The following is a 14578-nucleotide window of genomic DNA, read 5'->3' as shown; positions in this document are numbered from 1 at the left end:
GCCGCATGACCATGTTCAACCGCCCGGCCGGCCCGGTCGAGGCGGCACCCACCGAAATCGCTGCGGCCCCGGGCAGTTCGGGGGCCACGGCGAAACGCCCGCCGGCCTGGTCGCCGAGTAACTGGCCGGTCCGGTGGAAGGTCCTTGCCATTGTGCTGGTTCCGCTGATCTTGGCCGGGCTGTTCGGGGGGCTGCGGGTTAAGGACGCGATGGCCAGCTCCAGCGGTTTACGGTTGGCCGCTGCCCGCGCCGACATGCTGCCGGCGCTCACGAAATACATGTCGGCGCTCGACGTCGCGTTGTTGGCGGGCTCCACCGGCCGCGATGTCGTCGGCGCGAAGAAGAATTACGACGCGCGCAAGGGCGAGCTGCAGACCCGGCTGGAGGACACCGACGTCACCCCCGACGTCCGGGCGGGCGTCCGCACGCTGCTGGACGGCGGTCAATCGCTGCTGGACAAGGTGGCCGACAACAGCCTCGGTTTGCGCGACCGGGTGACCACCTACGCGCCGCTGCTGTTGACGGCCGAGGACGTCATCAACGCCTCGGTACGGGTGGACGATGCGCAGATCCGTGCCCAGGCACAGGGATTGAGCCGCGCGGTCGGTGCCCGCGGTCAGATGACGATGCAGGAGATCCTGGTCACCCGCGGCGCCGAGCTGCCCGAACCGCAGCTGCGCACGTCGATGATGACCCTGGCCGGCACCGAGCCGTCGACGCTGTTCGGCATGAGCCAAGTGCTCGGGGCGGGCTCGCCGGACAGCAAGACCCTGCAGCAGCAGATGGTGACCCGGATGGCGATCATGTCTGACCCGGCCAGCACGCTCGTCGACAATCCAGACCTGCTGCGTTCGATTCAGGCTACCGACGGGATCGCCGAGCGGGTCATCGCCGACGCCACCGCCTCGGTGACCAAGGCCGTGCACAGCCAAGCCGACGCACGGCGCGCCGCCGCGATCCGGGACGGCGTCCTGGTGTTGGCCGCCATCGCGGTCGCCCTGATCATCGTGTTGTTGATGGCGCGCGCGCTGGTGGTGCCGCTGCGGGTGCTGCGCGACGGCGCGCTCAAGGTCGCCCACACCGATCTCGAGGAGGAGATCGCCCGGGTCAAAGCCGGTGGCGCCGAACCGGTTCCGGCTCCGTTGCCCGTCTACACCACCGAGGAGATCGGCCAGGTCGCGCACGCGGTGGACGAGCTGCACACCCAGGCGCTGCTGCTGGCCGGTGACGAGGCACGGCTGCGTCTACTGGTCAACGACATGTTCGAGACCATGTCCCGGCGCAGCCGGTCACTGGTCGATCAGCAACTGTCACTCATCGATCGCCTGGAGCGCAACGAAGAGGACCCCGAGCGCCTGGACAGCCTGTTCCGGCTGGATCATCTGGCCGCGCGGTTGCGCCGCAACAGCGCCAACCTGTTGGTGCTCGCCGGTGCGCAGCTCGCCCGCGACCAGCGTGCGCCGGTGCCGCTGTCCACTGTGATCAACGCGGCCGTTTCCGAGGTGGAGGATTACCGCCGCGTCCAGATCGCCGAATTGCCCGACTGCCGGCTTGTCGGCGCGGTCGCCGGTGGTGTCATCCATCTGTTGGCCGAGCTGATCGACAACGCCCTGCGCTACTCGCCGCCGACGAGCTTTGCCCGGATTTCGGCGGCACGCGGCCGGCAGGACCCGCACGGCGTGGTGCTGCGGATCGCGGACTCCGGGCTGGGCATGAACGACGCCGATCGACGGATGGCCAACATGCGGCTGCAAGCCGGCGGCGAGGTGACTCCCGAGAATGCCCGGCATATGGGGCTTTTCGTGGTGGGGCGGATCGCCGCGCGGCACGGTATCCGGGTCGGGTTGCGCGGGCCGGCGCCGAATGAGGGGCAAGGCACGACCGCCGAGATCTATCTGCCGGCCGCGGTGCTGGCGGGCCCGGCCGACGGACCGACCGGGGTGCCGGCGCGAGACCGGATGCGGGCGGTCTCGTCACCCAGCGCCAAACTCGCTAGCGCGGTGGCCGCGCCGCCGCAGGCGACAGGTGGCGCGGCGGCCCCGCCCGCGCCGCTCGCCGCGCGTGCCAGCCAGACGCCGCCGGTCACGTTGTTGCCGCGGCGCAACCCGGGTTCCAGCGGCATCACCGACGTTCCCGCCCCGCCCGCCGCGCAGGAACCGCCCCGGCGCCGGCGCGAGCTGCCCACGCCGTGGTGGGAGCAGGACAGCGCCGCACGACCCGAGCCGGAGTCCCCGCCGCCGGCCGCGCCGACGGCCCCGGCCCCGAAGGCCCCGACCCCCACCGTGTCGGACACGTCGGCGTTTTTTGCCGCGCGGCCGCGAGTCCAGCCCGGCGATACCGCCCGGCCCGTAGACGCCGCCCCGGCCGCTGCGTCCGGCGGCGCGGCGAGCGACGACGTGATCTACCGACGGATGCTCTCGGAAATGATGGGCGACCCGCACGACCTGGTCGACAGCCCCGACCTGGACTGGAAATCGGTGTGGGACCGCGGCTGGTCGCTGGCCGCGGAGGCCGAGAACAAGCCCGTCGAGGAGCGCACCGCCGACCACGGCCTGCCGGTCCGCGCCCCCGGCGCCCGGCTGGTACCGGGGGCCGCCCGCGGCGCGAGCGGCGAGGAGGAGCACCCCGACCCCGACGACGAGGGTTCCCTCGTAGGATCGAACGGCGGGCTGCACGCGGCCCGCGACCCCGAGGCGGTTCGCGCCTCGTTCAGTAGCCACTTCAGCGGCGTGCACAGCGCCCGGTCGCACGCTCGTCACTCGAGTCAAGGAACCGAACAGGAATGACCCAGTAATGACCGGGCCCGGCAGCTCCCTGGACTGGCTGGTGACGAAGTTCGCCCGCGAGGTTCCCGGTGTCGCGCACGCGCTGCTGGTGTCCGTCGACGGTCTGCCCATCGCCGCCAGCGAGCGGCTACCGCGGGAACGCGCCGACCAGCTGGCCGCGGTGGCCTCCGGGCTGGCCAGTCTGGCCACCGGCGCCGCGCAGCTGTTCGAGGGCGGTCCGGTGCTGCAATCGGTGATCGAAATGCAGAACGGCTACTTGTTGTTGATGCGGGTCGGTGACGGGTCGCATCTGGCGACCCTGGCGGAGACGCAGTGTGACATCGGTCAGGTCGGCTACGAGATGGCCATGCTCGTCGAACAAGTGGGCGGCGTCGTGCAGTCTGTTCGCCGCTCGGTGCCCGAGCGCTCGTGAGCCACGATGGACAGACGCGAATCCGGGCCGCCCGCACGTGAGGCGAGTCTGGTCCGCCCATACACGCTGACGGCGGGACGGACCCACGCCAAGGTCGACATTCCGCTGGAAGCGCCGGTGCAGACGTTGCAGGCCGGGCTGTCGCTGCGGTGGCCGCCCGACGACACGAGAGGCAAGATCATCCAACTGTGCGTCACAAGACCATCCGTCGCCGAGATTTCGGCCCGGCTCGATCTGCCGGTCGGCGTCGCCCGCGTCCTGGTCGGGGACCTGGTGCTGTCCGGCTACCTGCGGGTGCATCGGACGTTGACCGACGCCTCGACCCGCGATGAGCGCCACGAACTCATAGGAAGGACGCTGCGTGGTCTCAAGGCACTCTGATTCCGGTGCGACCGCCTCCACCAAAATCGTCATCGCGGGTGGGTTCGGCGCCGGAAAGACCACGTTCGTCGGCGCTGTGTCCGAGATCATGCCGTTGCGCACCGAGGAGATCGTCACCGACGCCTCGGCCGGTGTCGACATGCTGGAGGCCACGCCCGACAAGCGAACCACCACGGTCGCAATGGATTTCGGCCGGATCACGCTGGACCGCGATCTGGTGCTCTACCTGTTCGGTACCCCGGGCCAGCGGCGATTCTGGTTCATGTGGGACGACCTGGTGCGCGGCGCCATCGGCGCGATCGTCCTGGTCGATTGCCGTCGGCTGCAGGACAGCTTCGCCGCGGTCGACTTCTTCGAGCACCGCAACCTACCGTTCCTGATCGCGGTCAACCAATTCGACGGTGCGCCAAGGTATCCCGTGCATGCGGTGCGCGAGGCGCTGGCCCTGCCCCGGCACATTCCGGTGATCAACGTCGATGCCAGGGACCGCAGGTCGGCGACCGACGCGCTGATCGCGGTGAGTGAATACGCCCTGCACCGCCTGTCGGCGTGACCGCGCCGCCTGCCTGGGTCGATCGCGAGTTCACCGACCACGATTTCCGGGACGAGGATTTGAGCCGGTTGCACACAGAACGGGTCGTGTTCAGCGAATGCGATTTCAGCGGCGCGAACCTTGCCGAGTCCCAACACCGCGCATCGGCCTTTCGCAACTGCAAGTTCGAGCGAACTACGCTGTGGCACAGCACCTTTGCGCAGTGCAGCATGCTCGGTTCGGTGTTCGTGCAATGTCGGCTGCGGCCGATCAGCTTTGACGAGGTGGATTTCACCCTTGCGGTGCTCGGCGGCAACGACCTACGCGGCGTCGACTTGAGCGGTTGCCGGCTGCGAGAGACCAGCCTGGTAGAGACCGATCTGCGCAAGGCGGTACTGCGCGGTGCCGACCTGTCCGGTGCCCGGACCGCCGCAACCCGGCTGGACGACGCCGACCTGCGCGGCGCGGTGGCCGATCTGGCATTGTGGCGCACCGCCGCGCTCACCGGTGCGCGGGTGGACGTCCCACAGGCCATGGCCTTCGCTGTCGCGCACGGTTTACGCCTGGACGCCTAGCCGCTAGCCGGGCCGGTCAGCGGCGCAGCCGGATGCGCCACCACACCACGACTGCATAGCCCGCCGAGAGCGCCGCGAGCATGCCCATGTCGAGCAGCCATGCGGCGTCGGTGTGTGACCAGTGGTTGTCCTTAGGGCCGATCGGCACCAGCGTCCGAAGATCGACCGTGGCCGCCGACGCCGCGTAGCCCCAGCGCGACGGCATGGCCCAGGACATCTGGTCGAGCACGAGCCGGCCGGTCACCGGGACCATGCCGCCGGCCAGCACCAGCTGCAGCATCAGTGAGACCACCAACAGCGGCATGATCTGTTCGTTGGAGCGGGCGATCGACGACAACGCCAACCCCAGAATCGCCGAGGCCACACAGGTGGCCGCGACGGTGACAAACAGCTCCAGACCCGGACTGCCCAGCAGTAGCGCCGGCCGGGTGGGTGCGCCCTTACCGATCAGCACGATGCCGGTCGCGATCGCCGCCTGGAGGACCGCGAACGCGCAGAACACGGCGATCTTGGCGCTCAGGTAGGCCCCGGTCGACAGGCCGACCGCCTGTTCACGCTGAAAGATGGCACGCTCGCCGATCAGATCGCGGATCGTCAGCGCGGTACCCATGAACACCGCGGCGATCGACAACAAGGTCAGGATCTGCGCGGCCTCGTCCGGTGTCTCACCGGCCGGATCCGCGACACCGAACCCAGTGTTGCCGGGAACCGTCAGCGACAGCGCGCCCAGGATGAACGGCAACAATGCCAGGAATGTGAAATACGCGCGATCGGACAGGATGAGCCGAACCTGGCGGCGCCCGATCGTCGAAAACTGCCGCACCATGCTGGTGCGCGACGGCGCGCCCAGATCGGCCGGCGTCGCGGCGCGCGTCGGCTGCGTGCGGTCCTGGCGCTGCAGGAAACGCCGGTTCGCCTCGTCGGGGTCGGCGCCCACCCGGGCGAAGATCTGGGCCCAATTGGTGGTGCCCATGGCGTCCCCGATCTGGCCGGGCGGGCCCAGGAACGCGATTTTGCCGCCCGGTGCCAGCAACAGGACCTGATCGCAGACGTCGAGGTAGGTCAGCGAGTGGGTGACCACCAGCACGACCCGGCCGGCATCGGCCAGCTGCCGCAGCATGGTCATGACCTGTAGATCCAGCGCGGGATCCAACCCCGACGTCGGCTCGTCGAGGATCAGCAGCGACGGCCCGGTGAGCAGTTCCAGGGCCACCGAGGCGCGTTTGCGCTGTCCGCCGGAGAGCTTGTCGACGCGGGTGTCGGCGTGCGCCGTCAGCCCGAGCTCGTCGAGCACCTGCGCCACCACCCGGTCGCGGTCGGCCTTGCTGGTGTCGGGTGGCAGCCGCAGCTCGGCGGCGTAGCCCAGCGCCTGGTTCACGGTCAGCTGACGGTGCACGACGTCGTCCTGAGGGACCATCCCGATCCGGCTGCGCAGCGAAGCGTACGCGGTGTGAATGTTGTGGCCCTCGAACATGACCTCGCCGGAGGTCGGCGTGCTGTACCCGGCGATCAGTCGCGACAGCGTTGACTTTCCGGCGCCGGACCCGCCGATGATCGCGGTCAGCGTGCCGGGCCGGGCCGTGAGCGAGATCTGCTGCAGCAGCTCCTTCCCGTTGACGGCGAATCCGACGTTGCCCACCTCGAGGCCGCCGGCGCGTGTCGCGGGCTCTTGGCGGCGGGCCAGCAGGCCGCCGGTGAACACCAGGTCGACGTTGCCGATCGTGACGACGTAGCCCTCGTCGAGCAGTGCCTGCGCTACCCGCACGCCGTTGACGAATGTCCCGTTGATGCTGTTGGCGTCGCGGATCTCGATGCCGGCCGGCGTCGACTCCAGGAAGGCGTGTTTGCGCGAGGCCAGCACGTCGTGAATGACGATGTCGTTGTCGAGCGCACGACCGATCCAGGCGGTGCCGGCCTGCCGGCCCGCTTCGGGCCCGAGCAATTTCAGCACCGTGCTGGGCAACGGCGAGACGTCGCTGCCGGGTGGTGCCGCCTGCGCGGCGTCCGTCGGGACGGCCCGGGTCGCGATGGTCGGTTCGACGATCGGCACCGCGGTGGTGTGCAGCGCGTCGGTGGGCCGATGTCGGTGTCCGCGGCGCGGCACCAGCGTCGGGATCGCTTGCGATGTCGGCGGCAGCAGGCCGACCGCGCCCCGATGCCGGCCGATCGAGAAGACGATCCTCGGACCGTCGGGCGCGCCCAGGGCGACGGCCTGGCCGTCTCGGATGTCGATGGCCGGCACCCGGCGGCCGTCGACGAAAATGCCGTTGCGTGAGTTGTTGTCGACGCCCACCCAGCCGCCGCGCTCGAAGCGGAGCAGCAGGTGCGCCCGAGTGACCAGGGGGTGTGCCACCCGCACATCGGCCCGCACATCGCTGCCGACCACGACTTCGCCACCCGGGGCGAAACTCAATTCGGACCGGTGAGATCTGACGGTCAACACCGATTGCGCAGGGCTACTTGTCAATTAGCGTCGTCTCAGCCGGATCTTCCACCACACGATCGCGCTATAGGTTACGCACAGCACCCCGAGCATGGCCATGTCGAACAACATGATGTGTTTCGAGTGCTGCCAGATGGGGTCGTCCGTGGGGATTTGCTTGACCTTGACCAGCGCCGGAAAGTCGATCGAGGACGCGGCCGCCGCGTAGCCCCAGCGTGCCGGTGTCAGCCACGCCAGCTCCTCCAGACCTGGGCGCTGGTAGACCGGGATCATTCCGCCGGCCAGCACCAACTGGCTCATGATTGAGACCACCAGCAGCGGCATGATCTGCTCATTTGACTGCGCGAAGGCGGACAGCAGTAGCCCGAAAATCGCCGACGCCACGCACGCTCCCGCCACGGTGACGAACAACGACACCGTCGGGTCGCCGAAGAACAACGCCGGCTGGGTTGGCGCCCCTTTGCCGAGCCGCACGATAAACACCGCGATCGCGGCCTGCAGGGTCGCGAAGATGCAGAACACCGTGATCTTGGCCAACAAGTAGGCCCCGGTAGACAGGCCGACGGCCTGCTCGCGGCGGAAGATCGCGCGCTCGCCGATGAGGTCGCGGATGGTTAGGGCCGTGCCCATGAAGATGGCGCCGATGTTCAACAGCACCATGATGTACTGCGGTTGGGTTGGCGCCAGACCGAGCGGGTCCGCGGGCCCAAGACCAGGTTTGGGGCCCTTGACGGTCAGGGACAGCGCGCCAATCAGGAACGGCAGCACCGCCAGGAAGATGGTGTAGCCGCGGTCGGAGAGGACCAGACGCACTTGACGCCGGGCGATCGTCGATACCTGCCGGCGCAGGTCGGTCGGCGGTGGGTCGCCCAAGTCCGCGGGGCTTTCGGGAGCCGGCGGCTGCGACGACTGTTGGTTGCGCTCCTTGAAGCGGCGATTGGCCTCGTCGGGATCGGCACCGACACTGGCGAAGATGTCGGCCCAGTTGCGGGTGCCCATGGCGGCTTCCACCTGGTCCGGCGGGCCCTGAAACGCGGTCTTACCACCAGGTGCCATCAGCAGGATCTGGTCGCAGACGTCCAGGTAGGAGACCGAGTGGGTGACCACCAGAACCACGCGCCCTGCGTCGGCGAGCAGGCGCAGCATCAGCATCACCTGGCGGTCTAGCGCCGGGTCCAGACCCGAGGTCGGCTCGTCGAGCAGCAGCAGCGACGGCTGGGTCAGCAGTTCCAGTGCGACGGAGGCGCGTTTGCGTTGTCCGCCGGACAACTTGTCGACGCGCGTGTCGGCGTGCTTGGTCATCTCCAGCTCTTCGAGCACCTGAGCGACCACTTGGGCGCGTTCTGCCTTGCTGGTGTCCGGCGGCAGCCGCAGCTCGGCGGCGTAACCGAGCGCCTGGTTGACCGTCAGCTGACGGTGTACGACGTCGTCCTGCGGGACCATGCCGATCCTGCTGCGCAGCGACGCGTAATCGGTGTGGATGTTGTGACCCTCGAAGGTCACCGAACCGGAGCTTGGGCTGGTGTATCCGGCGATCACCCGGGACAGCGTGGTCTTGCCGGCACCGGAGCCCCCGATGATGGCCGTCAACGTGCCGGGTCGGGCGGTCAGCGAGATGTGGTCGAGCAGCTGTTTTCCGTGGTCGACGGTGTAGCAGACCGAGTTCACTTCCAGACCCCCGGAGCGCGTCGCGGCTTCGGTACGCCGGACCAGCGTGTCGCGCGTGAAGACGAGGTCGACATTTCCGATGGTGACGACGTCGCCCTCGGTGATTACTGCCGAGCCGACGCGGACGCCGTTGACGAAGGTCCCGTTGACGCTGTGCGCGTCGCGGATCTCGGTGCCCAGCGGTGTCTGGATCAGAAACGCGTGATGGCGCGAGGCCAGGACGTCCTGGATGACGATGTCGTTGTCGGTGGCCCGGCCGATCGTTTGGGCGCCGGCCGGCTTCTCGATGGCGCCGGACCGCGACGGTAACAGTGCCTGGAACATCTTCGTCGCGAGGTTGCTCACCTCCGGCGCTTTGGCCTCGGCGACGACGGGGGACACCTGGGTTTGCGGGGCCGCGGGCATGGGCCTGGGCGGCGGGGCGAGCGGTGGGGGCGCGCTCGGTCGCGCGACCGACGTCGGATACACGGGGTGGGCCGGCGGCGCGGGGCGCGGGCCGGGCGGCACCGGGTGCGCAGCCGGTCCGCCGGGACGCGGCCGGGGTGGCTGAGGTGGCGGGGCGCCCCAGGCCGGCGCACGACCGTGTGGCGGAGCCGCGACCGGGGGGCCCGGCTGCCCGGACGCCTGTGCCGACGGCCATGCCGCGTGCTGGGCGGCGACCGGGATGCCCATCGACTCGGTTCGCGGCGGCCGTCCGGCCATGCCCTGGTGGCGTCCGACTTCGAAGGTCAGCAGCGGGCCGTCCGGGTTTCCGATGTTGATGCTCTGCCCGTCATGGATGTCCACCACCGGCACTCGCCTGCCGTTGGCGAAGGTGCCGTTGAGCGAACCGTTGTCGATCGCTAGCCAGCGCCCCTGGTCGAAGCGCAGCAGCAGGTGGGCGCGCGAAATCAGGGGATGTGTGATGCGCATGTCGGCACGCAAATCGCGGCCCACCACCACGTCGTGACCTGCTGCGAAGGTGCGTTCCGACCCGTCGTGCCGGACCGTCAACGTCGGCGGGGCTGGTGCATTCATCGCCACAACTGTAGCCCGTGGACCTGTTTCGGCATTTGCACGATTGCGGCATGCCGGGCGGCTTACGGTGCCGGGGTCACACTTTGTCGGGGGCTCCGGTGACCACGCAATGGGTCCGGCTGTAGATGGTTGGCATGCATCGATTGCAGTGCGTACACGCCGAATGCACGTTGTGTTGCGCACCGTCGGCCGCGAGGCGGTTGATCAGATCCGGCTCGGCGAGCAGGGCCCGGGCCATCGCGACGAATTCGAATCCCTCGGCCATCGCCAAATCCATCGTCTCGCGGTTGGAGATGCCGCCCAGCAGGATTAGCGGCATCTTGAGTTCGGCCCGGAACAGCTTGGCGTCGCGGAGCAGGTACGCCTCGCGGTACGGGTATTCGCGCAGAAACTTGGTGCCCGTCATGCGCATACCCCAGCTCAGCGGCGGCTTGAAGGCTCCGGCGAACTCCTTGAGCGGGGCGTCGCCGCGGAACAGGTACATCGGGTTGACCAGCGAGCTGCCCGCTGTCAGTTCGATCGCGTCCAGGCCGCCGTCTTCCTCGAGCCATTTCGCGGTGGTCACCGACTCGTCGGTGTTGATCCCGCCGCGCACGCCGTCGGCCATGTTGAGTTTGGCGGTGACCGCGATCGGCGTCCCTTCTTTGTCCACCGCGCGGCGCACGGCCATCACGATGCCGCGCGCGACCTTGGCCCGGTTCTGCAGCGATCCGCCGAACTCGTCGTCGCGACGGTTGATCAGCGGGGACAAGAATGAACTCGCCAGATAGTTGTGACCCAGGTGGATTTCGACGGCGTCGAAGCCGGCTTCCATCGCGAACCGGGCCGCGTCGGCGTGCGCGGCGATGACATCGGTGATGTCGTCGCGAGTGGCCTTGCGGGCGAAGCGCATTCCGATCGGGTTGAAAAAGCGGACCGGTGCCAGCGCCTTGGCCTTGTTGGATTTGGCGTTGGCCACCGGGCCCGCGTGGCCGATCTGTGCACTCACCGCCGCGCCTTCGGCGTGCACGGCATCGGTGAGCCGGCGCAACCCGGGTACCGCCTCGGGCCGCATCCACAGTCCGTTGCCCTCGGTGCGTCCGCCGGGGGATACGGCACAGTAGGCGACGGTCGTCATGCCGACTCCGCCCGCGGCCGGCAGCCGGTGGTATTCGATCAGGTCGTCGCTGACCAGGGCGCCGGGTGTACGTGCCTCGAACGTCGCCGACTTGATGACGCGGTTGCGCAGCGTGATCGGGCCGAGCTTGGCGGGACTGAATACGTCCGGCCCAGTGGGCTGGTCAGAGGGCATGCCAGCAGAGTAAACCCTGGACATGGAAGCTCGAGATGGAACTCGACATGGAACCCGACATGGAAGACTGTGGGACGTGCGCGCAACCACTCTGGACGGCAAGGCCACCCGCGACGAGATCTTCGTCGACCTCAAGGAGCGAGTGGCGGCGCTGACCGCGGCGGGGCGTACCCCTGGGCTGGGCACGATTCTGGTCGGCGACGATCCGGGGTCGCAGGCCTACGTTCGGGGAAAGCATGCGGACTGCGCGAAGGTAGGCATTACCTCGATCCGCCGCGATCTGCCTGCCGACATCTCGACGGCCAAGCTGAACGAGACGATCGACGAGCTGAACGCCAACCCGGAGTGCACGGGCTACATCGTGCAGTTGCCGCTGCCCAAGCATCTCGACGAGAACGCCGCGCTGGAACGCATCGACCCGGGCAAGGATGCCGACGGGCTGCATCCCACCAACCTGGGCCGGCTGGTGCTCAACAATCCGGCGCCGCTGCCATGCACGCCGCGCGGCATCGTGCACCTGCTGCGCCGCTATGACGTCGACATTGCCGGCGCGCACGTGGTCGTTATCGGTCGCGGCGTCACGGTCGGCCGGCCGTTGGGCCTGCTGTTGACGCGGCGCTCAGAGAACGCGACGGTCACCTTGTGCCACACCGGAACTCGTGACCTGCCCGCGCTGACCAGGCAGGCCGACATCATCGTCGCCGCCGTCGGTGTGCCGCATATGCTGACCGCTGACATGGTGCGAGCAGGTGCGGCGGTGCTCGACGTCGGTGTCAGCCGGGTGGACGGCAAGCTCGCCGGCGATGTGCACCCGGACGTGTGGGACGTCGCCGCTTACGTTTCGCCAAACCCCGGCGGCGTTGGCCCGCTTACCCGGGCTTTTCTGCTGACTAACGTGGTCGAGTTGGCCGAGCGGGAATGAGTTCGGCGAAGAGTGCCGCCAAAGCCCAGTGGCCGATCATGCTGGTTGGGTTGATCTTCGTCACGGCTTTCGTTTTGGTGGGGGCCAATTTCTGGCGTCGTGGCTCGCTGTTGATCGGCATTGCGGTCGGCGTGGCCGCGGTTCTGCGGTTGCTGCTGCCCGAGGATCGTGCCGGCCTGTTGTCGGTGCGCAGCAAGGGAATTGACTTCATGACGACCGCGACGGTCGGGGCGGCGATGGTCTACATCGCCTGGACGATCGATCCGCTGGGTACCGGCTAAATTCCCGGCCCGGTGATCTGCGGCAACCCAGCGGTGTTGCCGCCCACCATGTTGGGCATGCCGCCCGGCACGTTCGGGATCCCGCCCGGCATGTTCGGGATCCCGCCGGGCATGTTGGGCATGCCGCCCGGCATGTTCGGGATCCCGCCGGGCATGTTGGGCATGTTGCCGCTGGCCAAGTTGGCCATCATGTCCGGGCAGTAGGTCTGGATCGCGATCGTGGTGAAGACCTGGGCCATCTGCGGTGACATGCCCTGCCGTCTGATGTTCGCCACGGCGCCGGCGAAGCTGCCGCCCGGCTGGGCCAGCATCGGGCAGATGGACTCGCCCACGGCCATCGCGTTTCCCGGTTGGCCGAAGTCGACGCCGGCGTGGTTGAGCGCATCGATGAAGTTGTCGTCGGTGTTGGCGTCCGCGTCGGCCGGTGCACCCAGCGCCGCCGCCACGGCCAACAGGCTCGCGACCGCGGTCAGCAGGCGAATCGTCAAGGGCTGATACCGAAACACCCAGAGCCAACCGTGCGCAGCAGCAACTGCTTTCATGACAGCTTCCCCATCTGTCGCAGAGTGCTCTCATCGGCACTCAAATCACTTAGGAAAGACTGATCGATGGCGATCACGTTTACGACACGGACAGGTCAAGGTTCGCACACTTTGCGTTTCGCGAGCGCGACGATTCCGAGACATCGGTTAATGCGCGTAAACCGTTATGGGCGTTCGCCGATCGCGTATCGGCCAATCGAGGCCACACTGTGATCTGACACAGGCTGCGGCGCCGGACATTTTCGTGAGGGATGGTTAAGAATCCCGCGCATGGATCATGGCATCTCGCGTCAAACGTTTCTCCGCGGTGCCGTTTCAGCGCTGGCGGCGGGCGCGGTGTTCGGCACCGCACGGGCCGGCGCAGACCCGGGAGCTGCGGCCGCCAGCTGGAATGGTCTGGCCTCCACCATCGGTGGCAGCGTGCTGCTGCCGGCCAGCGGCGCCCAATTCTCCTCGCGCAAGCAAGTATTCAACTCGTTCTACAACAATTCCACCCCGGCAGCGATCGTCGCGGTTTCGTCGCAGGCCGATGTCCAAAAGGCGCTTGCTTTCGCGTCGGCCAACAAGCTCAAAGTCGCGCCGCGCGGCGGTGGGCACTCCTACATTGGCGCCTCGAGCGCGAACGGCGTGATGATGCTCGACTTGCGCGGACTCCCGGGTGGCCCGACGCTCGACGGCGGCAACGTCACGGCGTCGCCCGCGACCAATCTGTGGGCGATACATCAGACCTGTGCCGGCGCGGGTCGCGGCGTTCCTACCGGCAGTTGCCCAACGGTCGGTGTCGGTGGGCTGACGCTCGGCGGCGGCATCGGCGCGGATTCGCGGCACGCCGGCCTCGCCTGCGACGCATTGCAATCGGCCACGGTGGTGCTGCCCAGTGGCGACGTCGTCACCGCGTCGGCTAGTGACCATCCGGATCTGTTCTGGGCGTTACGCGGTGGCGGCGGTGGCAATGTGGGCGTGACCACATCGATGACGTTTGCGACCTTCCCGACCGGTGACACCGACATCGTCCGCCTCGACTTCGCGCCGTCCTCGGCCGTTCAGGTCCTGGTCGGTTGGCAGAACTGGTTGAACGACGCCGATCGAAATGCCTGGGCCATGGTCGATCTCGCGGTCGGAGGCGCTCAGCCCGATTGTCATATTCTGGCGACCTGTCCAGCCGGGGGCGCGGCCGGGATGGCCGACGCGCTCAAGGCCGCAATCGGCTTGCAGCCCACCGCGGTCAGCAACAAGACGATGAACCGCATGGACCTGGTGACGTATCTGGCCGGCGGCAGCTCGACGTCTCCGCCTCGCGGCTTCGTCGCCGGGTCCGATGTGATCACGACAGTGAATTCGGCTGCGGCGCATGCCATTGCCACCGCGATCGGGCAATGGCCCGCGTCCGCCGGGCAGGCTTCGTTGCTGGTGGATCCGCTGGGTGGTGCGATCGCCGATGTGGCTCCGGCGGACTCGACCTTCCCGTGGCGCAAGCAATCGGCGGTGCTGCAGTGGTATGTCGAGCCATCCGCCAATCAGGTCGCGGCGGCCACGCAGTGGCTGAGCGCTGCACACCAAGCGGTGCAACAGTTTTCGGTGGGCGGTTATGTCAACTACTTGGAGCCAAACACCGCGGCGTCACGCTATTTCGGCTCGAATCTAGCGCAGTTGAACAGCGTGCGACAGAAGTACGATCCGAACCAGATCATGTACTCCGGCCTGAAGTTCTAGATCCGCACCGGCTGG

The 14578-nt window shown here is 68.1% G+C and carries 12 protein-coding genes; 8 read left to right on the top strand and 4 right to left on the bottom strand.

Going from position 1 to position 14578, the window contains the following annotated elements; genetic code table 11:
• Nucleotides 1-5: 5 nt before the first annotated feature.
• From G6N33_RS07075 to G6N33_RS07055, 5 genes are read left to right on the top strand one after another with little or no spacing between them, the layout of a single operon-like run.
• Nucleotides 6-2786 (top strand): HAMP domain-containing sensor histidine kinase, encoded by a 2781-nt coding sequence (locus G6N33_RS07075; RefSeq protein WP_163771488.1) that lies wholly within the window; start codon nucleotides 6-8, stop codon nucleotides 2784-2786.
• Nucleotides 2787-2793: 7 nt separating this feature from the next.
• Nucleotides 2794-3198, top strand: a complete 405-nt coding sequence (locus G6N33_RS07070; RefSeq protein ID WP_061558437.1) for a serine protease inhibitor — start codon at nucleotides 2794-2796, stop codon at nucleotides 3196-3198.
• 6 nt (nucleotides 3199-3204) lie between these two features.
• Entirely contained in the window at nucleotides 3205-3579 is a 375-nt protein-coding gene (locus G6N33_RS07065; protein WP_044509954.1) for a DUF742 domain-containing protein, read from the top strand.
• Nucleotides 3560-4132 carry a GTP-binding protein gene (locus tag G6N33_RS07060; RefSeq protein WP_044509955.1) on the top strand — a complete coding sequence of 191 codons (573 nt, stop codon included), beginning with the start codon at nucleotides 3560-3562 and terminating at the stop codon, nucleotides 4130-4132. Before G6N33_RS07065 ends, G6N33_RS07060 begins: the two co-directional genes overlap by 20 nt.
• Nucleotides 4129-4686 carry a pentapeptide repeat-containing protein gene (locus G6N33_RS07055; RefSeq protein ID WP_044509956.1) on the top strand — a complete coding sequence of 186 codons (558 nt, stop codon included), beginning with the start codon at nucleotides 4129-4131 and terminating at the stop codon, nucleotides 4684-4686. The genes G6N33_RS07060 and G6N33_RS07055 overlap by 4 nt, the downstream gene beginning before the upstream one ends.
• 16 nt (nucleotides 4687-4702) lie before the next feature.
• Here G6N33_RS07055 and G6N33_RS07050 read toward each other — a convergent pair whose 3' ends face one another.
• From G6N33_RS07050 to G6N33_RS07040, 3 genes are all read right to left on the bottom strand, one after another.
• On the bottom strand, nucleotides 4703-7129 hold the full coding sequence (locus G6N33_RS07050) for an ATP-binding cassette domain-containing protein (RefSeq protein ID WP_044509957.1): 2427 nt from the start codon (nucleotides 7127-7129) through the stop codon (nucleotides 4703-4705).
• Nucleotides 7130-7153: 24 nt separating this feature from the next.
• Nucleotides 7154-9814: an ATP-binding cassette domain-containing protein gene (locus G6N33_RS07045; protein WP_163771487.1), complete on the bottom strand. Its 2661-nt coding sequence runs from the start codon at nucleotides 9812-9814 to the stop codon at nucleotides 7154-7156.
• 76 nt (nucleotides 9815-9890) lie between these two features.
• On the bottom strand, nucleotides 9891-11105 hold the full coding sequence (locus tag G6N33_RS07040) for an NADH:flavin oxidoreductase (protein ID WP_044509959.1): 1215 nt from the start codon (nucleotides 11103-11105) through the stop codon (nucleotides 9891-9893).
• Between the two features lie 76 nt (nucleotides 11106-11181).
• Here G6N33_RS07040 and G6N33_RS07035 point away from each other — a divergent pair, with 76 nt between their 5' ends.
• Both G6N33_RS07035 and G6N33_RS07030 read left to right on the top strand, forming a co-directional pair.
• Nucleotides 11182-12027: a bifunctional methylenetetrahydrofolate dehydrogenase/methenyltetrahydrofolate cyclohydrolase gene (locus G6N33_RS07035; RefSeq protein ID WP_044509960.1), complete on the top strand. Its 846-nt coding sequence runs from the start codon at nucleotides 11182-11184 to the stop codon at nucleotides 12025-12027.
• Nucleotides 12024-12308, top strand: a complete 285-nt coding sequence (locus G6N33_RS07030) for a DUF3017 domain-containing protein (protein WP_044509961.1) — start codon at nucleotides 12024-12026, stop codon at nucleotides 12306-12308. Before G6N33_RS07035 ends, G6N33_RS07030 begins: the two co-directional genes overlap by 4 nt.
• Here the strand turns inward: G6N33_RS07030 and G6N33_RS07025 are convergent.
• The gene (locus tag G6N33_RS07025) at nucleotides 12305-12850 is read right to left on the bottom strand and encodes a DUF732 domain-containing protein (RefSeq protein ID WP_044509962.1); all 546 of its coding nucleotides are present in this window, start codon (nucleotides 12848-12850) and stop codon (nucleotides 12305-12307) included. The genes G6N33_RS07030 and G6N33_RS07025 overlap by 4 nt on opposite strands.
• Before the next feature lie 270 nt (nucleotides 12851-13120).
• Here G6N33_RS07025 and G6N33_RS07020 point away from each other — a divergent pair, with 270 nt between their 5' ends.
• Nucleotides 13121-14563: an FAD-dependent oxidoreductase gene (locus G6N33_RS07020; protein WP_044509963.1), complete on the top strand. Its 1443-nt coding sequence runs from the start codon at nucleotides 13121-13123 to the stop codon at nucleotides 14561-14563.
• The last annotated feature ends 15 nt before the right edge of the window (nucleotides 14564-14578 follow it).

The sequence above is a fragment of the Mycobacterium simiae genome (assembly GCF_010727605.1).
Taxonomy (GTDB): Bacteria; Actinomycetota; Actinomycetes; order Mycobacteriales; family Mycobacteriaceae; genus Mycobacterium; species Mycobacterium simiae.
Note: the sequence above shows the minus strand (reverse complement) of the source record. Positions and strands in the feature narration are given on the sequence as shown.

Bases quoted from the DNA above. Each gene is read 5' to 3' on its own strand.
- G6N33_RS07075 (WP_163771488.1), top strand. From the start codon at position 6: ATGACCATGTTCAACCGCCCGGCCGGCCCGGTCGAGGCGGCACCCACC.
- G6N33_RS07070 (WP_061558437.1), top strand. From the start codon at position 2,794: ATGACCGGGCCCGGCAGCTCCCTGGACTGGCTGGTGACGAAGTTCGCC.
- G6N33_RS07065 (WP_044509954.1), top strand. From the start codon at position 3,205: ATGGACAGACGCGAATCCGGGCCGCCCGCACGTGAGGCGAGTCTGGTC.
- G6N33_RS07045 (WP_163771487.1), bottom strand. From the start codon at position 9,814: ATGAATGCACCAGCCCCGCCGACGTTGACGGTCCGGCACGACGGGTCG.
- G6N33_RS07040 (WP_044509959.1), bottom strand. From the start codon at position 11,105: ATGCCCTCTGACCAGCCCACTGGGCCGGACGTATTCAGTCCCGCCAAG.
- G6N33_RS07030 (WP_044509961.1), top strand. From the start codon at position 12,024: ATGAGTTCGGCGAAGAGTGCCGCCAAAGCCCAGTGGCCGATCATGCTG.
- G6N33_RS07025 (WP_044509962.1), bottom strand. From the start codon at position 12,850: ATGAAAGCAGTTGCTGCTGCGCACGGTTGGCTCTGGGTGTTTCGGTAT.
- G6N33_RS07020 (WP_044509963.1), top strand. From the start codon at position 13,121: ATGGATCATGGCATCTCGCGTCAAACGTTTCTCCGCGGTGCCGTTTCA.